This window comes from Candidatus Frankia nodulisporulans, from assembly GCF_902806475.1.
In the GTDB taxonomy this organism is placed as follows: Bacteria; Actinomycetota; Actinomycetes; order Frankiales; family Frankiaceae; genus Frankia; species Frankia umida.
In genome coordinates this window covers 14820-37845 of sequence record NZ_CADCWS010000015.1, presented here as the reverse complement: position 1 = coordinate 37845, position 23026 = coordinate 14820, and the positions used below count along the sequence as shown (strand labels likewise).

The following is a 23026-nucleotide window of genomic DNA, read 5'->3' as shown; positions in this document are numbered from 1 at the left end:
GGATACCCAAGGGTGGGAACAGCCCCCCGGGCGGGTGTAATGTCTGCTACATTCCGGTGCGTCGGATTTGTGGTTGGCCTGGCCCGTGTCGCCCCGGTGGACGGTGTCCGATCGGCGACCAAGATGGGCCTCCTGCCGGCTTGCGATCGATGGTGGGCTGTGGCTAGGTTGGCGGTGTACTGGCCGGTCGAGTACCACTCTCGCCGTCCGGGTCGCCTCGGTCACTGACCCCTGCCGCCGGCGGCGCGACCTCGCCTCGGGCCCGTCGTGATCGCTCGTTTCCCGCCGATTGGGCGCGATGTACCCGGGTGTTTTTCGCTCGTTTGCCATTTGTGGCAGAGAAAAGGAAAGCAGTGCTGCCGTGCCCGATGCGGAATTGGCCTTCGGGTCCGAGCGGAAATAGCTGGCGCGCGGTGAACCTGGTTTTCGGTGGGTGGGCCACGAATTCCTGAGCTTGCTGCAGGCTGCGGTCCGGTGTGTGCGTTCGCCGCCTTTTTATGGGCTTGGCGCGGACTGCGACGGGTGACATCGCGGACGATGTCGGGCCATGGTGATCTGTGTCATCGAGCAGGTGCAGACCAGGTCAGCCCATGCCTGCCAGCTACGCCAGTGGCTCCGTTCGGCGACCGGCGGCCGCCACCGTGCGAGTGATCAGGTCGGGGCGGACTAGTATCCGCGCACGTTGGTGATGCCGCGACGGCTATGCGCCCGGGGCCGCGTGTAGTTCGCCGTGTCAGTTCTACGAGAGTTGCTGGGGGTCAGTGCGTTTTCCGCGTACTCAGTACAGATACCGCTTCCCCAGGACGTCTGTCGCCCAGTGGCTCCGGCCAGGAGGTCATCGACGCTCTGGGCGATCTCGGCCGTCGAAACGTGTCCATCGCGTTGGCGAAGTGGGTGCTTTCCTTGTCCTGGGTCCGGTTGCGATGGATCCGGGTCATGTGCCAGTAGGGCGAGTCGGGATGCCCGGTGTCGCGGCGGTCAACGTGCCACGCGGCCGCAGCGGGCTCCCTGAACCGGATCAGTACGACATGCATGTCGCTGTACCCCAGGTCACGAGCCGCCAGGAGGACCTGCCGATGACCATCGCTGTCCCGCATTCCCTCGCGTCCTCGACTGGTCGCGACCGCTGTGATCCGCTGACCGCGGCCGATCTGGTTGTGGTGATCACACCGTTTGCCGAACCCGCACCGGCCCTGGTCGCCGCCGTGACGCGCGCAGGTGGGCGCGGCGTGCTTGACCTGGGACGATCCGAGTCCGTCGCACATCGTGCGCTGCGGGACGCGACCCGTTGGACGCCCGGCGCCTTCGGCGTCCGCGTGGGCACCGACTGTCCGCTGGCGCCGCGGGACCTCCCGGACGCGGTGGATCTCGTCGTGCTCGCCGCCGGCGCGCCGGAACGAGGCTGGTCGGTGGGTGAGGTGACGGCGACCGGCCGGCAGGTGTGGGTCGAGGTGACCTCGGTCGGCGCGGCCGTGGCCGCGATCGAGGCTGGCGCCACCGGTCTGCTCGCACGGGGTAACGAGTCCGGCGGCGCGGTCGGTGACCTGACCACGTTCACGCTGCTCCAGCATCTGCTCGCCGAGGACGGCCCCAGCGCCACCGCCGGACGGGACGTGCCGGTCTTCGCCGCCGGTGGGATCGGCCTGGCCACGGCGGCCGCCGCGGTCGCCGGTGGCGCGGCGGGGGTCGTACTCGACGCCCAGCTCGCGCTCGTCCAGGAACTGGAACTGCCCGAGCGGGTGGCGGCGGCGATCCGGGCGATGGACGGCAGTGAGACCGCCCTGTACGGCGGCCACCGGCTCTACACCCGGCCCGATCTGCCCATCGCGGGTCTGGTCGGCTCCGGCCGGCCGGTCGCCGACCTGCGGGCCACCGGCGGCGAGATCGCCTCCGACGGCGCGCTGTCCGTTACCGCTCCCCGTCAGGCGGAACACTCGCCCGACGCCGCCGCGCCGGACCAGGCCAGCCCGGACGACCGGGCCAGCCAGGACGACCGGGCCGGGCAGGACGACCAGGCCGGGCAGGACGACCAGGCCGGGCAGGACGACCAGGCCGGGCAGGACGACCAGGCCGGGCAGGACGACCAGGCCGGGCAGGACGACCAGGCCGGGCAGGACGACCAGGCCAGCCAGGACGGGCGGGATCAGGCTCAGGAGCGGGCGGCGTGGGTCGCGGCCCGGCTGGGTGCCCGGGATCTGAGTGAACAGTTTCTGCCGATCGGCCAGGACGGGGCGTTCGCCGCCGCCTTCGCCGACCGGTTCCGCCACGCCGGCGCGGTGGTGCGGGCGGTACGGGCGGCGATCCGCGAGGGTCTGGCCACCGCCGGGCGGGTGCGTCCGCTCGACGCCGGCTCGCCGTTCGCGGCCGACCGCGGCCTGCGCTACCCGATCGCGCAGGGTCCGATGACCCGGGTCAGCGACCGGGCCGAGTTCGCCCGGGCCGTGGCGGACGGCGGCGGCCTGCCGTTTCTGGCCCTGGCGCTGATGAGCGGGCCGGCCACCCGCGAGCTGCTGGCCCGCACCGCCGACCAGCTTGGCGACGTGCCGTGGGGCGTCGGCATCCTCGGATTCGCCCCGCCGCAGCTGCGCGCGGCCCAACTCGAGGCGGTCCGTGAGATCCGTCCGCCGTGCGCGATCATCGCCGGTGGACGTCCGTCCCAGGCCGCCCCGCTGGAGGCCGCCGGCATCGACACGTTCCTCCACGTGCCCTCGCCGGGCCTGCTCGGACGGTTCCTGACCGAAGGCGCCCGCAAGTTCGTCTTCGAGGGACGCGAGTGCGGCGGGCACGTCGGTCCGCGGGCGAGCTTCCCGCTGTGGGAGGCCCAGATCGCGGGTCTGCTCGCCTACGGGGAGTCCGCGGCGGCCGGACCCGACTTCTTCGCCGAACTGCACCTGCTGTTCGCCGGCGGGGTGCATGACGCCCGGTCGGCGGCGATGGTCGCGGCCGCCGCGGCCCCCCTGGCCGCCCGCGGTGCGCGCGTCGGCGTGCTGATGGGCACCGCCTACCTGTTCACCACCGAGGCGGTCACGTCCGGTGCGATCATGACTGGCTTCCAGCAGGCCGCGCTTGACTGCGAACGCACCGTCCTGCTGGAGACCTCACCCGGGCATGCCACCCGGTGCGTCGAGTCCGACTTCGTGCGCACCTTCCTCGACCGCCGCAGGGAGCTGCTGGCCGCCGGCGCGCCCCGCCAGCAGATGTGGCAGGAGCTGGAGTCGCTGAACCTGGGCCGGCTGCGGGTGGCCAGCAAGGGCCTGCGCCGCGACGGTGACCGGCTCGTCCAGGTCGACCCCGCGCTGCAGGTCCGGGAGGGAATGTTCATGATCGGTCAGGTGGCGGCGCTGCGCTCGGCCCGCACGACGGTCGCCGACCTGCACGAGGAGGTCACCAGCGGTGCCGGCCAGGCGCTGGCGGCCCGCGCCGCCGATCTGGGCCTGACCACCGGGCCGTCCAGCCACACCGGGCCGGCCACGGCGGTGCCGGTCGGGGACGGCGACGCACGACCGTTGGACATCGCCATCGTCGGCATGGCGGCGGTCTTCCCGGACGCCGCCGATCTCGACTCCTACTGGGCGAACATCGTGGCCGGTGTCGACGCCATCCGCGAGGTGCCGGACGACCGGTGGGACCCGCGGATCTACTACCGTCCCGACGCGGTGACCAAGGAAGCCGGCCGGCACACCCCGTCGAAGTGGGGTGGTTTCCTGCCGCGCATCCCGTTCGACGCGCTGGCCTACGGCATCCCGCCGCGGGCGCTGCGCAGTATCGAGACCAGCCAGCTGCTGGCGCTCGAGGTCGCCGCGCGGGCGTTGCGCGGCGCCGGATACGACACGGCCCAGAAGGGCCCCGGTGAAGGCCGTCCGTTCGACCGGTCGCGCGCGTCGGTGGTGTTCGGGACCGAGGCCGGTACCGACCTGTCCGCCGCCTACAGCATGCGTTCCCTGTGGCCGGGACTGCTCGGTTCCCTGCCGGCGGAGCTCGAGGCGTTCCTGCCCGAGCTGGACGAGGACTCCTTCCCCGGTATGCTCGCGAACGTCATCGCCGGACGGGTCGCGAACCGGCTCGACCTCGGCGGGGTGAACTTCACCGTCGACGCGGCCTGCGCGTCGTCGCTGGCCGCCTTGGACGCCGGCTGCAAGGAACTGGTCGCCGGTACCTCCGACCTGGTGCTGTGCGGGGGTGTGGACACCCACGCCGGCGCCCATGACTTCCTGCTGTTCTCCTCGGTGCACGCGCTGTCGCCGAACGGGCGGTGCCGCAGTTTCGACTCCGGGGCCGACGGCACCAGCCTCGGTGAGGGCGCCGCGGTCGTGGTGCTCAAACGGCTCGCCGACGCCGAGCGCGACGGCGACCGCATCCACGCCGTGATCCGCGCGGTGGCCGGCTCGTCCGACGGGCGGGCGCTGGGCCTGACCGCCCCGCGTAAGGAGGGCCAGGTCCGCGCGCTGGAACGGGCCTACTCGCGGGCCGGGATCTCCCCGCGTGACGTCGGTCTGCTCGAGGCGCACGCCACCGGCACCGTGGTCGGTGACCGCACCGAACTCGCCACCCTCACCGAGATGTTCGTCGACAACGGCGCCGAGCCCGGTTCGTGCGCGGTGGGCTCGGTGAAGTCGCAGATCGGGCACACCAAGTGCGCCGCCGGCCTGGCCGGGCTGATCAAGGTGGCGAAGTCGCTGGAGACCGGGGTGCGTCCGCCGACGCTGCACATCGACACCCCCAACGCCTACTGGCAGGCCGACACCAGCCCGTTCTACTTCGACCAGTCGGCCAAGCCCTGGGTGGCGCCGGCCGCGGACCGTCACGCCGGCGTGTCCGCGTTCGGGTTCGGCGGCACGAACTTCCACGTCGTGCTCTCGGCCTACGACGGCGCTCCGGAACCCAGCCACGGCCTCGACCAGTGGCCCGCGGAACTGTTCGTGATCCGCGGTGCCGACCGGGCGGCCGCCGGCCGGGCCCTGGACCGACTCACACAGCTCGTCACCGCCAGCGCCACGGCCGGCCATCCGCTGCGGCTGCGTGACCTCGCCCGCACGGCCAGCGCCGGCGGCGGGCCGGTCCAGGTCGCCTTCGTCGTCGACGACCTGGCTGCCCTGCCGGGCGCGATCGAGGCGGCCCGCACGTTCACCGCGGACCCGAAGGCCGGTCGGTTCGTCCGCGCCGACGACGCTGACGCCGGCGATGGTGTTGGTCCGGGGGCGACCGCGATGCTGTTCCCCGGTCAGGGCAGCCAGCGGCCGGGGATGCTCGCCGACCTGTTCGTGGCGTTCCCGCGGCTGCGTGAGGTCCTCGACCTCGCCCCCCAGTGGGTCGACACGATGTTCCCGCCGGCGGCCTTCACCCGCGCCGGACGAGACGCCCAGGTCGCGGCGATCACCGACACCCGGGCCGCGCAGCCCACCCTGGGCCTGGCCGGCCTGGCCATGCACGACCTGCTCGCGGGCCTGGGTATCCGACCCGATCATGTCGGTGGCCACTCCTACGGCGAACTCGTCGCCCTGGTCGCCGCCGGCGTGCTCGACCGGGCTGACCTGATCGGGCTCAGCGAGGCGCGGGCCGGCGCGATCCTGGCCGCCGCGGGCGACGACCCCGGCGCGATGGCCGCCGTGGCCGCTCCCATCGAGCAGGTCCGGGCGGTTCTCGCCGACCTGCGCGCCGACGGGGCCGAGGGCACCGTGGTGGTCGCCAACCACAACGCGCCTCGTCAGGTCGCCGTCTCCGGGCCGACCGCGGCACTGACCCGGGCGATCGAGGCGTTCGCGCAGGCCGGTCTGACGGCCCGGCGCATTCCGGTGGCCTGCGCCTTCCACAGCCCGGTGGTGGCCGCCGCCGCGCACACCCTGGCCACTCTGCTCGCCGACATCCCGGTCGAGTCCGCGCACCGGACCGTCTGGTCCAACACCACCGCGGCGCCGTATCCGAGCACACCGGCGGAGATCCGGGCGGCGCTCGCCGGTCAGGTGGCCGCGCCGGTGCGGTTCGTCGAGCAGATCGAGGCGATGTACGCCGCCGGTGTGCGGACGTTCATCGAGGCGGGCCCCGGCCGCGTGCTGTCCCAGCTGGTCTCGAAGATCCTCGGGACGCGGCCGCACCGGGTGGTCGCCACCGATGTCGCCGGTGAGTCCGGGGTGCGCCGGTTGCTGCTCGCCGTCGCCGAACTCGCCGCCGCCGGCGTCGCCGTCGATCCGTCCCCCCTGTTCGTCGGCCGCGACGCACGGATCGTCGCCGCGAGCGACATCCCGCGCCGTCCTGGCTGGACGATCGACGGGGCCTACGTCCGCACCGTCGACGGCACCCATGTCGCCGGTGGTCTGCAGCCGCCACGCCAGCTCACCCCGGCCGGCGGCGCTGTTCCCACCGCCACCGCGGCGCCGGCGGTCGCCACCGCCGTTCCGGTGGCTACGGCCGTTCCGGTGGCTACGGCCGTTCCGGTGGCTACGGCCGTTCCGGTGGCTACGGCCGTTCCGGTGGCTACGGCCGTTCCGGTGGCTACGGCCGTTCCGGTGGCTACGGCCGTTCCGGTGGCCGCCGCGAGTGTCACCCCTGGTACGGCGCCTGCCGTCGACAGCTCGTCCAACGGTCACGGACCGGCGCCCGCCCTACCGGCGCCGCGATCCCTGACCAACCCGGTGGTGTCGGCCAACGCCACGCCACCGCCCACGTCCACGGTCGACGTTTCGACGACCGAGACCACGCCCGAGTTTGGAGGTGATGGTCCGGTGGAGGCCGTCGTCCTGGATTTCCTGCGAACCAGCCGCGAGATGATCGCCGCGCAGCGTGATGTCGTGCTTGGCTACCTGGGCTACGACCCGGCCGGGTACGCCGACCATCCCGCGGCGCCACCGGCCGCCCTCCCGGCGGCTGTCGTGCCGGCGGTCGTGTCCGCTGCCCGGGCGGGCGTTCCGCCGCAGGTCCGTCCCGATGTGGCGGTGGGCGGCCCGGTGGGCCTGGCCGCGGGTCAGGGGTCACCGGCGGGTGGAAACGGCGCCGGGGTGCCGGTCGCGACTGTGTCGGTGGCGGTGGAGCCGGTCGCCGCTGTGTCGGTGGCGGTGGAGCCGGTCGCCGCTGTGTCGGTGGCGGTGGAGCCGGTCGCCGCGGCGTCGTCGGTGGGGTTGGACCGGGTGGCGGTGTCCGATGTGGTGGTCGGGGTGATCGCGGAGCAGACCGGTTATCCGGTGGAGATGCTCGAACCGGATCTGGATCTTGAGGCTGATCTGTCGATCGACTCGATCAAGCGGACGGAGGTGCTCGGGGAGCTGGCCGGTCGGTTGGGGTTGGCGGCGCCGGGTTCCGGTGAGCTGGACGAGTCGGTGGTCGAGGAGCTGGCCGCGATCAAGACGGTGCGCGGCATCGTCGACTGGATCGTCGCCCGCCCCGGTCCGGGGGAGCCGGCGGCCGTGGCGGACCCGGTCCGGGTGCCGGTCCAGGGCCCCGATGATCCGGCGTGGACGGGTCCGTCCGCGCCGGGCGGCCCGGGCCCGTCGGCCCCGGGTGGTGCCTCGCCGGTCGGGACCGGGTCGTTCGCCGGCATGCCGACGGGCGGCTCGAACTCCAACGGCACCGCGGCGACCTTCGCCGGTCCGGCGTTCGCCGATGTCGTCATGCCCGAACAGGCTTCGCTGACCTCGGCGGGTCACCACTCCGATGATCCCAGCTCCCAGCCGGCGTTGGCCGGTGTCTCCCGGGCCGCGGCCGCGGGTGCGGCGCGGTCCACGGGCGGTGCGCGTGAAGCCGAGCCGTCCGCTGTGTTCCCGCTGCGGCGGTACGTCGTCGAGGTACAGGAGGCCGAACCGCCCGCGCAGGTGGGCGCCACCGACCTGCGCGGAGCTCGGTTCCTGCTGGTCGAGGGTGGCCTCGGGGTCGGGCTGGCGACCCGGCTGGAACGGGCCGGCGCCGAGGTGCGTATCCTCGCCGCGCACGACCGGGGACTGGTCGACCAGATCCGGGCCGGGGTCGGCGCCGACGGTCTGGCCTGGATCGCCTCCGCCGATCCGGATGCCCAGGAGGACGCGGTGCTGCCGGCGGCCTTCCCGGCGCTGCGGGCCGCGGCGCTTGGTGGCTGCCGGCGGGTGCTGGTGGTCACCGGCGACGGCGGACGTTTCGGCTGCCCGACGCCGGCGGTGCCGGGCCGGGCCGCCGGCGCCAGGGTCGCCAACGGGGCGGAACGTGAGATCGAGGTCGAGCGGTCCGCGGTGCGCCCGACCCGCGGAGCGGGGCTGGCCGGGCTGGTCCGCACGATCGCCCGGGAGGTGCCGGGACTGACGCTGCGGCTGGTCGACGTGGAACCCAAGGAGGAACCGCGGGGCATCGCCGACAGTCTGTTCACCGAACTGCTCACCGCCGATGGGCCGCTGGTCGTCGGCTACCGGGACGGCGCCCGGGCGGTGGTTCGGCTGCGCCCGGCCCCCGGACCGGACGGCGGTGCGCTGCCCGCGGCCCTCGACGCGTCCGCGGTGGTGCTGCTGACCGGCGGCGCACGGGGGATCACGGCCCGGGTCGCGGTGGAGCTGGCTCGCCGCAGTGGCTGCGCGATCGAACTGGTGGGTCGCACACCGCTGCCGACCGGACCGGAGGACGCGGCGACGGCGTCCGCGTCGGACGCCCCGGCGTTGCGCCGGGCGTTCATCGCCGCGGGGGTGCGCCGCCCGGCGGAGATCGAGGCACGGATCGTCCGGCTGCTCGCCGAACGGGAGGTGCGCGCGACGCTCGCCACGCTGGGTCAGTTCGGTTCCTCGGTGCGCTATCACGCGGTGGACGTGCGTGACCCGGAGGCCGTGGCGGCGGTCGTCGCCGACGTCTACGCCCGCCATGGCCGGCTCGACGGGATCATCCACGGTGCCGGGGTGCTCGCCGACCGGCTCCTGCGGGACAAGACATCCGACTCTTTCGAACGTGTGTACGATACGAAGGTCGGCGGCGCGCGGGCGCTGCTCGCGGCGGCGCGCGACGACATCGGCTTCGTCGCTCTGTTCGGCAGCGTCGCCGGTGTGTTCGGCAACCGCGGTCAGGTCGACTACGCCGCCGGTAACGACGCGCTCGACACGCTTGCCCGCGCGGCGTCCGGGCGGTTCGCCGGCCGGGTCGTCAGCGTGGACTGGGGCCCCTGGGGTTCGTCCCACGCCGGCGGCGGGATGGTCTCGCCGGAGCTCGCCCGCGAGTACGCCCGGCGTGGCATCGGGCTGATCGACCCGGTCGAGGGGGTCGAGGCGCTGCTCGCGGAGCTCGCCGGCCCGCTCGATGGTCCCGCGCAGGTGGTCTACATGTGCGCGGACGCGGAGGCGTTCGATGCCTGAACCCGTCGCGCCGGTTCCCGGCGGCGCAGCGGGGGGCCGGGGTGGCGCGGTGCCGATCGCCATCGTCGGCATGTCGGCGCTGTTTCCCGGCGCGGGTGACCTCGGTGCCTTCTGGCGCAACATCGTCGGCGGGGTGGACGCGGTGGGCGCCATCCCCCCCGGCCGGTTCGACGTCGAGGACTACTTCGCCGCGCCGTCCGCGGCCGGTGGGCTGGGCGGCTCCGGTGTCTCGGGCCTGAGCGGCCAGGGCGGCCAGGGCGGCTCGGGCGGCTCGGCCGCTGACGGGGGCGCGTTCTACTGTCGGCGTGGCGGGTTCGTGGACGATCTGGCGGCCTTCGATCCGACGGCGTTCGGCATCGTCCCGAACGCCGTGGACTGGGCCGAACCCGACCAGCTGCTCGCGTTGCGCCTGACCGCCGAGGCGATCACGGACGCCGGGGGAGCGGACCGGCTCGGTGACGCCGACCGGGTCGGCGTGGTCCTCGGCCGCGGTGGCTACGTCGGCTCCGGCGTGGCCCGGCTCGAACAGCGGGTCCGCACCTCACGTCAGCTCGTCACGACCCTGCGGGAGGTGCTGCCGGACCTGCCGGCGGACGCCGTCGAACGGGTCCGCGCGGCCTTCTGCGACCAGCTTGGGCCGGTGCGCGCCGAGGCGTCGATCGGCCTGGTGCCCAACCTCGCCGCGTCCCGGATCGCGAATCGGCTCGACCTGCGCGGACCCGCCTACACGGTGGACGCGGCCTGCGCCTCGTCGCTGATCGCCGTCGAGTCGGCGCTGCGCGACCTCGGCTCCCACCGGACCGACGCGATGATCGTCGGTGGCGCCCATCTCGTCCATGAGGCGTCGTTCTGGAGTGTGTTCACGCTGCTGCGGGCGCTGTCACCGAGCGAGGTGATCCGGCCGTTCGACCGGCGCGCCGACGGCATCGTCATCGGCGAGGGCGTGGGCATGCTGGTGCTGCGCCGGCTGGACGACGCCCGCCGCGACGGCGACCGCGTCTACGCGGTGCTGCGCGGCGCCGGGGCGTCCAGCGACGGGCGCGGTGCCTCGCTGATGGCCCCCGACACCAGCGGTCAGGTCCTCGCCGTGCGACGGGCCTGGGCGGACGCCGGACTCGACCCGACCGCCCCCGGCGCGATCGGCCTGCTCGAGGCGCACGGCACCGCCACCCCCGCCGGTGACGCGGTGGAACTCGCCACCCTCGCCGAGGTCTTCGGCCAGGCCGCAGCCGCTGATGTGGGTGGCATCGGCCTCGGGTCCGTCAAGTCCATGATCGGCCATGCGATGCCGGCGGCGGGCGCGGCCGGTCTGATCAAGACGGCCCTCGCGCTGCACCACCGGACGCTGCCACCCACGCTGCACTGCGACGAACCGCATCCGGCCTTCGCCGCCAGCCGGTTCGCCCCCGTGCGCACCGCCACCCCCTGGGCCGAACCGGCGGGCGGGGGTCCGCGCCGGGCCGGCGTCAACGCCTTCGGCTTCGGCGGCATCAACGCGCACCTCGTCGTCGAGGAGGCCCCGCCGGACATCCCGGTCACCGCCGCCCGCACCTTCCCCGCTCCCACGGCCGCGTCGTCCGCCGCCGCCTCGCCGTCCGGCATGGTGGTGTCGTCCGGCGGGGTGTCGTCCGGTGAGCTGGGGGCGGACGCGGACGCCGAACGGGTGCTGCTGCTGGCCGGTTCCGGGCCGGACGATCTTCTCGCCCAGCTGGACCGGCCCGATGCCGAACTGCTGGACCGCGACGACGCCGCGGCCCCGCCCACCGGCGGGCCCTGGCGACTGGCGCTGGTCGCGCCGAACGCGCGGCGTCTCGCCCTCGCCCGCACCGCGGTCGGACGAGGAACGCCCTGGCGGGGCCGCAACGACCTGTGGTTCAGCCCCACCGGCCTGCTCGACCCGGCGAACCCGGCCGGCGCCGGGCAGACGGCGTTCCTGTTCTGCGGGCTCGAGGACAACTTCACCCCGCGCGTCGACGACGTCTGCGACCATTTCGGCCTTGACGGACCCAACGCCACCGACACCGCCGTGCTGGGGCGGCACGGCGTGGCGAGCATCGAGGTCGGCCGGATCCTCGACCTCGCGTTGCGCCGGCTCGGCATCGTCCCCGACCTCGTCGGCGGGCACAGCATCGGCGAGTGGAACGCGATGATCTCCTGCGGGCTGGTCACCGACGCCTTCGCCGACTCGTTCATCGCCGGGTTCGACCCGGCCTCCCTCGAGGTTCCCGGGGTCGCCTTCGGGGCGCTGGGCTGCGGCGCCGAGCAGGCGGGCGCGGTGATCGCGCACCTCGACGAGGTCGTCCTGTCGCACGACAACTGCCCGCATCAGTCGATCATCTGCGGGCGGGAGGACAGCGTGCGCGCCGCGCTGGACGAACTGCGCCGCGCCGGCGTGCTCGGCCGGCTGTTGCCGTTCCGCTCCGGTTTCCACTCCCCGTTCTTCGAGCCCTACCAGGACGTCGCGCGCACCGCGATCGATGCCACCACCTTCGCCGAGGCGACGGTGCCGATCTGGTCGGCGACGACCGCGGCGCCCTACCCCCGTGACCACGACGAGGTGCGCGACCTGACGCTGCGCCACCTCGTCGCGCCGGTGCGGTTCCGGGAGCTGCTCGACGAGCTGTACGCGTCCGGGGCGCGGGCGTTCGTGCAGGTCGGTGTCGGCAGCATCGCCGGGTTCGTCGATGACACGCTGCGCGGACGGGAACATCTCTCCCTGGTCTCGAACACACCGAAGCGGTCAGGTCTGGAACAGCTGCGCCGGGTCGCCGCCGCGCTGTGGGCCGAGGGTGCCGCGCCGCGCCTGGACCTGCTGCCCTGCCGGACCCGCCCCACGCCGCCCGCGCCCCCAGTGGTAACCGGGGCGCCCGTGACACCGCCCGGCCGGCGCGTGCAGCTGCCACGCGGCGGAGGCCGGCCCGTCCCGTTGCGACTGGGAACGCCCCTGGTGCGCCTCGGGCCCGCCGCCGCCGACCTGCTGGGCCGCCCGTCCGCCCAGACCCCCCAGACCCCCCAGGCCGCGCCGGTGGCCGCGCCTGCCACAGTGCCCGTCGGGTCACCTGCCACCGTCGGGTCACCCGGAGCGGTCGGGTCGCCTGTGCTGGCCGAGCTGCAGGGCGTGCTGGCGGACGGGGACCAGGCCCTGACCGCTGTCGTCGACCGCTGGAACGGGGCGGCGCCGGGTTCGCCCGCCGCTCGCGACCGGAGCGCCTCGCCCGGGCGGCGAGTGGCCGCGCCGGCCAGACCGTCCAGACCCTCAAGGCCGTCCAGGCCGTCCAGGCCGTCCAGGCCCTCGGTGCCCGCGAGATCGGCTGGTTCGTCCAGGTCCGCCGCGTCCAACGGGCTGGTCGGATCCTCGGCGCCGGTCGGGGCGGGCGTACCGCCTGGGCCGTCCGGGGCGGTGCCGTCGTCCGGGGGGTTGCCGTCATCCGGGGCGGTGGCGTCGTCCGGGCTGGGGGCGGGGCCGCGCACCGTGGTGCGTCGGCTGTCGCTGGCGTCGATGCCGCACGTCGTCGACCACTGCTTCTACCGGCAGCCGCCGGGCTGGACCGACCATTCCGACCATTTTCCGGTCGTGCCGATGACCGAGGTCCTGGAGCTGATGATCGCCGAGGCGGCGGCGCTGCTACCCGGACGGGTGCCGATCGGGCTGCGGGACGTGCGGGCGCTGCGCTGGCTCGCGATCGAGCCCGCCGTCGAGGTGACGATCACCCTGAGCGCGGTCGAGCCCGCCGCGCTGGAGCGCGGGCCGCGCGACGACGGCACGGCGGCCGGGGAACTCGAAGCGGTCGAAGCGGTGCGGGTCAGTGTCGAGGGGTACGCCCGCGGCACGGTGCTGTTCGCCGCCGGCTATCCGAGCCCACCGGTGACGAGTCCGACCACCGCGGATCTGCCGGCTCCGGCGGGCACACCCGTCCTGCCGGACGAACGTGCGCCGCGCCAGCAGGGGCCGGATCTCTACCGCGGCCGGTTTCTGTTCCACGGCCCCGGCTATCAGGGCGTCGAACACATCGACGGGATCGCCTCGGGTGGTGTTCGGGGGCGGCTGCGGGTGCCGTCCGCGTCCGGAGCGTTGTTGGACAACGCCGGGCAGCTGTTCGGGTACTGGGCGATGGAACATCTGGCGCAGAATTCGCTGCTGCTGCCCCAGTCCATCGCGGACGTGCGTTTCTTCGGCCCGCCGCCGGTCGTCGGCGAGGCGTTGGACTGCGTGGTGCGCATCCGCGCGGTGGCCGAGCGGACCGTCGTCGCCGATCTGGAACTGCGCCGGGCCGACGGGCGGTGCTGGGCGATCATCACCGCCTGGACCGATCGCCGGTTCGCCAACGACGCGGTGCTGTGGACGATGGTGCGTTCCCCGGAGCTGCACACCGTCGCGCAGCCCGCCGGTGAGGGCTGGCTGGTGGCGCTCGACCGGTGGAGCGAGTCGGCCTCCCGGGAACTGATCGTGCGTCACTACCTGGACGCGGAGGCCCGGGCCAGGCTCGCCGCACTGAACCCGCGGGCCGCCCGCGGCCGGCTGCTGGGCCGCATCGCCGCTCAGGACGCCGTCCGTCGCTGGCTGTGGGACCGCGGTGCCGGGCCGGTCTGGGCGATCGAGGTCGGGATCGACAACGACCCGCTCGGTGCCCCCCGGGTCCGGCCGCTGCCGGTGCGGGCGGGTGTGCCGGTCCTTGACGCGCCCTGGGTGTCGCTGGCGCACAAGCCGGAACTGGCCGTCGCGCTGGTGTCGGCCGCCGGTTCGGTCGGCATCGACGTGGAGCGGATCGTGGCGCGCGCCCCCGGCGTGGAGCGGGCCGCGCTCACCCCGTCCGAGGTGGATCTGCTCGACCGGCTCGCCGGCGACGACGCCGCGGCGCGGGCGGTGTGGTTCACCCGGCTGTGGGCGGCGAAGGAGGCGGCGGCGAAGGCGCGGGGCACGGGTCTGGCGGGTCGTCCACGCCAGTTCGTCGTCGACGGACCGTATCCGGCGCCGCCGGTGTGGTCGTCGTTTCCCGCCAGCGGCACGGCCGGCCCGCCGTTGCTGCTGCGGGTCACCGTGGCCGGTGACCTGGCCGTGGGTGATCAGGCCGCGGGGGAACCGGGGGCCGGGGGCGACCGGCGGTCGTATGGGCGGTGGGTGGCATTGCGTACCGTGGATGCCGCCGGCCGGATTCTGCCCGACGATGCGCGGATCGGCTCCGGCCGTCCGGATTCCGCGGCGTCCGCCGACCGTGCCGACATTCCCGCGCGCTATGTCGTCGCCTGGACCTCACCCGAGGTCGAGGCCGATGTCGTGGCCGGGCGTCCCGGCGGTGCGCACCAGCGTGACGGTGTCGGGGAACGGAGCTTTTCCAGATGACAGCGCAGCAGACAATCGTGACCGGCGTCCCAGCGGCGACCGGGGAAAAGGTGGCGCAGATGGACCGGCCAGCGGTGGAGACCCGCGTGCTCGAGGAGATCGCCGAAGACGTCCGCGACGTCATTGGCGAGGAATACGCGTTCGACATGAAGATCACTATGGACACGTCGTTCAGCGAGGACCTCGAACTGGAAAGCATCGAGTTCGTCGCGCTCGCCGACCGGCTGCGTGAGCGGTACGGCGACGCCGTCGACTTCGTCGGTTTCCTGGCCACCCGGGACGTCGACCAGGTCATCAACATGCGGGTCGGTGAGGTGGTGGAGTTCGTCGTCGACAGCCAGCCCACCCCGGCGACGACCGGTTCGATCTGAGCCGACAGCCGTCCCGAGGGACAGGCATCCGGGTAACAGCCGTACTGGGGGACAGCGGTGCTGGGGGACTCAGCGACCGAGCAGGAGAGTGGTGCGAGTGAGTGAGATCGTCGCGAACGACGTCCGGCTGCACGTGCAGCGGATCGGCCCGCCAGGCGGTGCGGGCACCGACATCCCGACCGTCGTGATGCTGCACGGCATGGTCATGGACAACATGTCCAGTTTCTATCTGTCGCTGGGCACCTATCTCGCCGATGCCGGCTGCGACGTCATCTGCTACGACCTGCGTGGTCACGGCCGCAGCGAACGCACCCCGGAGGGCTACCGGCTCACCGACTCGCTGGCCGACCTGACGGGCCTGCTCGACGAGCTCGGCGTGGACCAGCCGGTGCACCTCGTCGGCAACAGCTACGGCGCGACGATGGCCCTCGCCTACGGGCTGGAACACGGCGAACGGGTGGCGAGTCTGACCCTGATCGAACCGCCGTTCCTGCTGGAGGGGCTCGGCGAGGAGATGGCCCGGTCGCTGAGCCAGATCCTCGCGGCGATGTCCGACGACGAGGTCGAGCAGTGGTTGCAGCAGGCCGCCGGTCGGGTCGCGGGCCGCGCGACCCGCTCGGCCCGCCGGCTGCTGCAGGAGACGACGATCGCCGGCGACATGCTGGCGACCCAGCCGTTCTCCACCGAGGCGCTCGGTCGACTGGCGATGCCCGTCCTCGTCGTCTACGGGGAGAACTCGGACATCGTCGACCAGGCCGAGACCCTCACATCGGTCATCCCGGACACGACCCTGGTGGTCCTCGCCCACCACACCCACATGGTGCTGCGGGAGGCCACCGGCTACCTGCGTGAGCTGATGCGCTGGTGGCTGTTCGAGGATCGCGGCACCGAACCGCCCGTCTACGTCCCGCGGACCGAACGGCGTTTCGAGACCCCGCGGTGGGTGACCGACATGGTGCCGCCGCCCGATCTCAACACCCCCCGGCCCGCGGCCGCGGCGGAGGGCGGCCGCGGATGAGCCGGGTGCTGTTCGTGGTTCCGCCGCTGACCGGGCATGTCAACCCGGCGATCGGGGTCGCCGGTGAACTCGCCGCCCGCGGCCATGAGGTCGCGATCGCCGGCCACCTGGACGTGATCGGCCATCTGATCCCCGCCGGGATGACCGTGTTCGGGTTGCCGGACCTGCCCGGCGACGCCGACCGGGAGGCCGTCGTCGCCCGTTCGCGTGGGCTGCGCGGCCCGGCGTCGCTGAAGTTCCTGTGGGAGGAGTTCCTGCTTCCGCTGAACACCGCGATGATCCCCGCGATCGAACAGGTCGTCGCGCGGTTCCACCCGGACGCGATCGTCGCCGACCAGCAGGCGATCGGCGCGGCCTTGGTCGCCCGGCGCCACGGGCTGCACTGGGCGACCCTCGCCACCACCTCCGCCGAACTCGACGATCCCTACGGGGTGCTCGCCGGTCTCGGCCAGTGGGTCCGCGGGCTGCTCCGCGACTTCCAGCTCACCCACGGCCTGACCAGCGCGGACGCGGACGCCGTCGATCTGCGCTTCTCCGACGAACTGGTCATCGTCTTCTCCGTCGCCGACCTGTTGCGCCGCCCGGACACCCCGCAGGTGTCGGTCGCACCCCGCAACACGGTCTTCGTCGGCAGCGCCGCCGGTGGACTGCGGGTCGCCAGTACCCCGTTTCCCTGGGAGTGGCTGGACCCGCGGCGCGCCGCGGTGCTCGTCTCGCTGGGCACCGTCACCCGGGAGGCCGGTGGCCGGTTCCTGCGGGCCGCGGCGGAAGGGCTGCTGACCCTCACCGACCGGGTGCAGGCGATCGTGGTGGCCCCACCGGGGCTCATCGACGACCTCAACGCCCCCGACGACCTGCTGGTCACCGAGTCGGTGCCGCAGATCGAGCTGATGAGCAGGCTGTCGGCGGTGGTCTGCCACGCCGGTAACAACACCGTGTGCGAGGCGCTCACCCACGGCCTGCCCCTGGTCGTCGCCCCCGTCCGTGATGATCAGCCGATCATCGCCGAACAGGTGGTGCGCACCGGCGCCGGGGTGCGGATCAAGTTCGGCCGCGCCGCCGCGTCCAATGTGCGGGCCGCGGTGAGCGCCGTTCTGGACGACCCGATCCACCGACTCGCGGCCGAGCGGCTGCGCGACGCCTTCCGGCTCGCCGGCGGGGTCGCCGCCGCGGCCGACCACGTCGAGAAGTTGGTCGCATGAGGTGAGCGGGCTGCTCGCGTGGTTGGCGCCCGCGGTGTGCGTCGGGTTGATCATCAATGCGGTGCGGCTGCGTGGCCGGCTGCGCCGGTTGGAGACCGTTCCCGCCTCCGGCCGGCCGGTCGACCCGCGGCACGAGTTCCTCGTCGCAGCCGGCGTCGAGATGACCGAGGGTGCCCGTCGAGCCGCCAGCTACCACGCCAGCCGGGACCACCTCGACGTCCTCGACCTGGTGCCGACCGACCTGACCGTCGAACGCGCTCTCGACGTCGCCCGGATGGTCGACACCCGCATCTACCGCACCGACCGCTGCGTGCCGGGCCGGGGGGCCTTCCAGGCGCTGCTGGTGCGTTCGGAGATCCTCGACCGCGCCGGGATCAGCCCCCGGGAGGACTTCGACCCGGTCGAACTCGTCGACATCACCGAGCGGGTGAAGCTGTTCGCCTCGGACTCGACCGACCTGGCCGTCCTGCCCGGTCTGCGGGCCGCCCGCGACGACGCCGCGATGCGGGCCCGGGTGCAGCAGCGGGCCTACCGGTTCACCCGGCGTTACCAGCTTTTCCCGTTCGTCCCCCAGGCCGCCACCGGTATCGGTCTGCACTACAACCAGGCGTGGGGCATCACCGCGCTGGCCCTGTTCTGGTTCCAGCCGTTCGTCGTCTGCGCCGGCCGGGTGCCGCTGGCCCCCCGCGACCTGATCCGCTCACCGCTGGTGCGGATCCTCGGCGGTGTGCTGTTCGTCATCGACTCGGTGCGGGCCGGACGGACCCAGTCGGCGCGGGCCGCCGCGGCCAAGGCCGCCGGTCTGCCCGCCGACCCGGTCAAACACGCCGCCCGGGCGCGCCGCGCCGCCAGCCGTGACGCCTACCACCGCGAGGTGCAGGAAGGTCTCGACCGGTTCCTGCGCCGGGCCCGTGACGACTGCCCGTGGTGCGGGTCGACGGAACTCGCCGTCCGGCTGGTCGCCCCCGACATGCTGCTGCGCAAACCCGGCGAGTTCACCCTCGACCGTTGCGAGCACTGCGGGCACATGTTCCTCAACCCGGCGCTGAACGCCGAGGGGCAGGAGTTCTACGAGCGCGACCGGTACGACGGGCTGCGCGCTGACCTCGGCGAACGGGTGCTCGCGGTGATCGCCCGGGACCGACGCGACCAGGTCGCCGCCGTGCGGCCGTTCGGGCTGCCCCGCACCTGGCTGGACGTCGGTTCCCGCTTCGGGCATCTGCCCAACGCCGCCCGCGAACGCTGGCCGGCCACCGTGTTCGACGGAGCGGACAGCTCCGCCTGCCTCGACGAGGGCCTGCGCCGCGGCTGGGTCGACCACGCCTACCACGGGCGGCTTTCCGACATCGCGGACTCCGTCGCCGGCCAGTACGACGTGATCAGCATGTTCGGCTATCTCGAAGGCAGCGAGGACCCGTCCGCCGAACTCGACGCCGTCACCAAGGCCCTGCCCGCCGGCGGCCTGCTGCTGTGCGAACTGGCGAACGCCGAATCGGTGCAGGCACGGCTGCTCGGCCGGTTCTGGTCCGGCTGGGCCATCCCCGAACGCGCCCACTTCATCCCGGTGGACAACCTGCTCGCCGCGCTGACCGACCGGGGCCTGCGGCCCGTGCTGGTCCGCTTCGCCGCCCCCTGCGGCCCCGGCGATCTCACGCTGGCACTGCGGTTCGCCGTCAACGCCGTCGCCCCCCAGCCGATGCCCTGGTTGCGCCGGGCCGCCGGCCCGGTCGCGACGGTCGCCTGGGCGCTGATGATGGCGATCGTGAGCCCGCTGCTGACCCTGGCCCGGGTGGCCGACCGCCTCTGCCGGCGTTTCGTCCACGCCCCCCGCTACTCCAGCACCTGCCTGATCATCGCCCGTCGCGAGCTCTGAGCCGACCGTCCCGTACCAGCCGTGTCGGTACGGGACGGTCGGGCGGCGGTGCGCTCAGACCGGCCAGGTCTCACCGCGCCAGGCGGCGTCCCAGAACATCCACTCGTAGCGCGCGGTGATGACGAAATGGTCGGTGGCGCGTTCCCGCTCGGTCGGCGACGCCTGCGCGCCGACCGAGCGGTGAGCGCGATGACCCGGTCGGCCACCGTCTGGAAGGCCGGATCGCCGTAGGCGGCGATCCAACGGGCGTAGAGCGGATCCGGGGAGGACGCGGCGAGCAGTTCCGCGCCCACCCGGGCGTAGATCCAGTAGCAGGGCAGCACCGCGGCGAGACCTTCGAGGAACGACCCGCCGTACCCGGTGGCCAGCAGATAGCTGGTGTACGCCCGCGTCGTCGGCCCGACGAGGTCCCGCACCCCGGCCGCACCACCCCCGTCCCCGTCGCCGGCCAGGGCCTGGCGCAGGTCGGCGTGCATCGCCTGTTCGGCGGCGATGGCATCGGCGGCGTCGGTGGCCAGGGCGCGCACATCCGCTTCGGTCGGTGCCTTGGCCGCGCGCACCGCCAACGCCCGTGCGTAGTCGCGCAGGTAATGGGTGTCCTGCACGATGAAGCGGCCGAACGCCGACCGGGGCAGGCTGCCGTCGGTGAGCCCGGTGAGGAACGGATGGCGCAGGATCGCCTGGTAGATCTCCCGCGTCGACGTCCACAGCTGCGCGGTGAACGACCCGGACGTGGCGACGCCGGGCACGGCGGCGAAGCCACCGAGGTCGGACGGCTGGCCCGTCGCGGGCGCCGGTAGGGGAACCGGCTCGCTCACCGGGCGGGCAGGTACTGGTTGGTGACGACGTCCGCGGCCGCGACCGTGGACGTGATCAGCTTCTCCGTGCGCATCCAGGTGATGAACGACGTCCAGTCGGTGACGTCCATCCGGCCGAAGCCATCCGGGTTGCGCAGCAGCGGCGCCGTTTCCTTGATCATGGTGGGCAGGAGCTTGGGGTCGTAGCCGTCGGCGGCGTCGCGCAGCGTCTCGCTCGCCTGCTCCGGATCGGCGAGTGCCTTCGCGTTGCCGGCGGCGGTCGCCCGCAGGAAGTCGCGCACGAGGGTGGCGTAGGCCGGGTCGCTGGCGAGTCGACTCCGCTTGGCGACGATCACGAGCTCGTCGTACTGCGGCACGCCGGCGTCGGTCACCGGGATGACCTTCGGTGCCAGGTTACGGGCGGTGAGCGTGACACCCTCGACGTTGCGGTAGGCGCCGAGCGTCGCGTCGACCTTCTTCGAGATCATCGCCGGAAGCAGGTCGGCGCCGACGTCCACCCGGTGCAGCGACGCCGGATCGATCTTGTTCGCGCGGGCGATGGCATCCAGGAACGCCTCGTCGGTACTGAGCCCCGCGGTGCCGATCGTCTTGCCGGCGAGATCCGCGGCGCTGGTGATACCGGCCGACCCGATCGCCATGATCGAGTTGAGGGCGGTCGGGACGAGCGCGCCCACCGCCACCACGTCGAGCTTCTGCGCCGCCCCGATGATCACCTCGGGTTCGTAGGAGATGCCCAGGTCAACGGTGCCGGTGCTGACCAGCTTCAACGGATCGGACGGGTCGGACGGCGAGCGCAGCGTGACGTTGAGCCCGGCATCCCGGTAGTCACCGCCGTCCAGCGCCGCGTAGAGGGCCAGATGGTCCGGGTTGGGTTCCCAGTCGAGCAGCACCGTGGCCGCTCGCTGTGCGCTGCCCGCGTCATCGTCGGAACCACACGCCGTCGTGGCGGTGAGGACGACGGCGAGCAGTGCGGCCGCTGGGAGGGTCAGCCGGCGCAGGCGCGGCGAGATCATCGAACGTTCCCTTCTCGGGCCGAACAGACAGTGGTGCGGACCCCGTCGACCGGGGCGGCGGGAGGATTCCCAGCGCCGTCGGGACGGGCGGTGGCACGATCGCCGCCAGCGCGGCGCATGACACGCGCGCGGCCCCCGCCCGCCCGGATTCCGTTCCCGCCCGGGCGGGTGCCGGCGGTGGCATGCGTGCTGGCGGGACGATGCCAGGGGACGAGCAGCCGCTGGGCCGCGCACACCAGGGCGAACAGCGCCACCGACATGGCGGTGAGCAGGACGATCGCCGCGAACACCAGGTCGGACTGCAACTGCGGCACACCCTGGCGCATCACATGACCAAGTCCGTCGGCGGCACCGGAGTACTCGCCGAACACCGCCCCGGTGGCCGCGTAGGCGGCGGCGAGCCGAAGCCCCGTGAACACCGAGGGCAGCGCCGCCGGGAACTCCACCCGGACGAAGATCGCCATCCGGCCGCCGTGCAGCGTGCGCATCATCGCCACCAGCCGCGGATCGACCGAGGCGAGGCCGTCGAGCGTACCGACGACCACCGGGAAGAAGCAGATCAACGCGACCAGGATCAGCTTCGGGGTGATCCCGTAGCCGAACACGATCGCGAGGATCGGCGCGATCACCACGATCGGGATCGTCTGCGAGCCGATCAGCAGCGGGTACAGCGCGCGCCGTGCCACAGCGGAGAAGTGCAGGGCGCAGCCGATGCCAAGCCCCGCGGCGAGCGACAGGGCGAATCCGGCGACGAGTTCCTTCGCCGTCACCCAGGTGGCGCTTGCCAGGGTGTCGTTCCAGCGGCGCACCAGCGTCGAGGCGACCTGGTCCGGTGCGGGCAGGATGTACTCCTCGACCCGCAGCACCCGGGTGACGAACTCCCAGCAGCCCAGCACCACCAGGCCGACCACGACACCGGGCCACAGCGCCCGCGTCGAGCGGCCGCTGTCCGACCGGCCGCTCATCGCACGGATTCCGGTGTCGCCACGCCGCCCCGGAAGCGCGGTGCGTCCTGGTCCGGCGCCTCCGGCGCCTCCGGCTCGCGGGCCCGCTCCAGGCTGGCAAGAACGGCATCCCGCAGGGCGATGAACCGGGGATCGGCCAGGCGTGCCCGCCGCACCGAACCCGCGGTACGACCGTTCCCGGCGCCGACGGCTGGGCCGCCGACGGTGGGGCCGCTGTCGAAGGTGGGCACGTCGAAGGTCGAGACGATCCGGCCGGGGCGGGCGGACATCACCGCGACCCGGTCGCACAGCAGCAGCGCCTCCTCGACGTCATGGGTGACGAGCAGGACCGTGCGCGGCTCGCCGACGAGCGTCGAACGCAGCCAGTCCTGCAGGTCGGCACGGGTGATCGCGTCGAGCGCGCCGAACGGTTCGTCGAGCAGCAGCACCGGTTTGCCGGCGGCGAGCGTCCGCAGGAACGACACCCGCTGGCGCATCCCCCCGGACAGCGCGGCCGGTCGATGCCCGGCGAAGTCGGCGAGACCGAACCGCTCCAGCAGCGGCCAGACCTCCCGCGACGCCTCCTCGCGGCCACGGCCCTGGTTCTCCAGCGGGATGCGGGCGTTGGCCAGGACGCTGCGCCACGGCAACAGCAGATCCTGCTGCGGCATCCACGCGCAGTGGGCGAGGCGGCCCGGCGCCGTGGTGGCACCGAGCACACTGATCCGCCCGGCGTCCGGCTCGTCCAACCCGCAGACGATCGACAGCAACGTCGACTTGCCGCACCCGCTTGGCCCGACGATCCCGAGGCGGCTGCCGGGCTCGACGCGCAGATCGACGTCGGCGACGGCGAGGGTGTCGCCGAAACCGCGGCGGATGCCGGCCAGTTCGATACCCGGATCGGACGGCGATACCAGATCGGACAGCGATACCAGATCGGACGGCGGTACCGGGTCGGACGGTGCGCTGCTCGGGCGTGCTTCGGCTGTGCGGCGGCGGCGCCCGACCACGATGACTCCCTACGCCGGCATTACCCGGACAGGTTCAGGCGGTCGGCGGCGCCGGGCTGATGCCCAGCCGCCCTCTCAGCCTCCTCGGGTGGAAGCTCCCGCATTGTTCGCCCAAAAGTACGGCACGTTCAGTCCTTCGCCAA

At 73.3% G+C, this 23026-nt stretch carries 10 protein-coding genes and 1 riboswitch; of the genes, 6 read left to right on the top strand and 4 right to left on the bottom strand.

Annotation, left to right across the window (positions count from 1 at the left end):
• The first annotated feature begins 1076 nt into the window (after positions 1-1076).
• The 6 genes from G6R24_RS03355 to G6R24_RS03330 all read left to right on the top strand — a co-directional run bounded on the left by G6R24_RS03355 (position 1077) and on the right by G6R24_RS03330 (position 19098).
• Entirely contained in the window at positions 1077-9293 is an 8217-nt protein-coding gene (locus tag G6R24_RS03355; RefSeq protein ID WP_225438068.1) for a type I polyketide synthase, read from the top strand.
• Positions 9286-14634 carry a type I polyketide synthase gene (locus G6R24_RS03350; RefSeq protein WP_163547692.1) on the top strand — a complete coding sequence of 1783 codons (5349 nt, stop codon included), beginning with the start codon at positions 9286-9288 and terminating at the stop codon, positions 14632-14634. Before G6R24_RS03355 ends, G6R24_RS03350 begins: the two co-directional genes overlap by 8 nt.
• A 59-nt stretch (positions 14635-14693) precedes the next feature.
• Entirely contained in the window at positions 14694-15005 is a 312-nt protein-coding gene (locus G6R24_RS03345; protein WP_163547691.1) for an acyl carrier protein, read from the top strand.
• A gap of 97 nt (positions 15006-15102) precedes the next feature.
• Positions 15103-16023 carry an alpha/beta fold hydrolase gene (locus G6R24_RS03340; RefSeq protein WP_163547690.1) on the top strand — a complete coding sequence of 307 codons (921 nt, stop codon included), beginning with the start codon at positions 15103-15105 and terminating at the stop codon, positions 16021-16023.
• Positions 16020-17225 (top strand): glycosyltransferase, encoded by a 1206-nt coding sequence (locus tag G6R24_RS03335; protein ID WP_163547689.1) that lies wholly within the window; start codon positions 16020-16022, stop codon positions 17223-17225. The genes G6R24_RS03340 and G6R24_RS03335 overlap by 4 nt, the downstream gene beginning before the upstream one ends.
• A 10-nt stretch (positions 17226-17235) precedes the next feature.
• Positions 17236-19098, top strand: a complete 1863-nt coding sequence (locus G6R24_RS03330) for a class I SAM-dependent methyltransferase (RefSeq protein WP_163547696.1) — start codon at positions 17236-17238, stop codon at positions 19096-19098.
• On the opposite strand, the gene G6R24_RS03325 is transcribed toward G6R24_RS03330, so the two are convergent.
• The 4 genes from G6R24_RS03325 to G6R24_RS03310 form a co-directional block, all read right to left on the bottom strand.
• Positions 19056-19916 (bottom strand): TenA family protein, encoded by an 861-nt coding sequence (locus G6R24_RS03325; RefSeq protein WP_225438066.1) that lies wholly within the window; start codon positions 19914-19916, stop codon positions 19056-19058. The genes G6R24_RS03330 and G6R24_RS03325 overlap by 43 nt on opposite strands.
• Entirely contained in the window at positions 19913-20929 is a 1017-nt protein-coding gene (locus tag G6R24_RS03320; protein WP_163547688.1) for an ABC transporter substrate-binding protein, read from the bottom strand. Before G6R24_RS03320 ends, G6R24_RS03325 begins: the two co-directional genes overlap by 4 nt.
• A complete protein-coding gene (locus G6R24_RS03315) occupies positions 20926-21894 on the bottom strand; it encodes an ABC transporter permease (RefSeq protein WP_225438065.1) in 969 nt (322 codons plus the stop codon). Before G6R24_RS03315 ends, G6R24_RS03320 begins: the two co-directional genes overlap by 4 nt.
• Positions 21891-22883 (bottom strand): ABC transporter ATP-binding protein, encoded by a 993-nt coding sequence (locus tag G6R24_RS03310; protein ID WP_225438064.1) that lies wholly within the window; start codon positions 22881-22883, stop codon positions 21891-21893. Before G6R24_RS03310 ends, G6R24_RS03315 begins: the two co-directional genes overlap by 4 nt.
• Positions 22873-22995: riboswitch (TPP riboswitch) on the bottom strand. (Overlaps the previous gene by 11 nt.)
• Between the last annotated feature and the right edge of the window lie 31 nt (positions 22996-23026).

Coding starts and splice junctions, on each gene's coding strand:
- G6R24_RS03355 (WP_225438068.1), top strand. CDS start 1,077: ATGACCATCGCTGTCCCGCATTCCCTCGCGTCCTCGACTGGTCGCGAC.
- G6R24_RS03350 (WP_163547692.1), top strand. CDS start 9,286: ATGCCTGAACCCGTCGCGCCGGTTCCCGGCGGCGCAGCGGGGGGCCGG.
- G6R24_RS03345 (WP_163547691.1), top strand. CDS start 14,694: ATGGACCGGCCAGCGGTGGAGACCCGCGTGCTCGAGGAGATCGCCGAA.
- G6R24_RS03335 (WP_163547689.1), top strand. CDS start 16,020: ATGAGCCGGGTGCTGTTCGTGGTTCCGCCGCTGACCGGGCATGTCAAC.
- G6R24_RS03320 (WP_163547688.1), bottom strand. CDS start 20,929: ATGATCTCGCCGCGCCTGCGCCGGCTGACCCTCCCAGCGGCCGCACTG.
- G6R24_RS03315 (WP_225438065.1), bottom strand. CDS start 21,894: ATGAGCGGCCGGTCGGACAGCGGCCGCTCGACGCGGGCGCTGTGGCCC.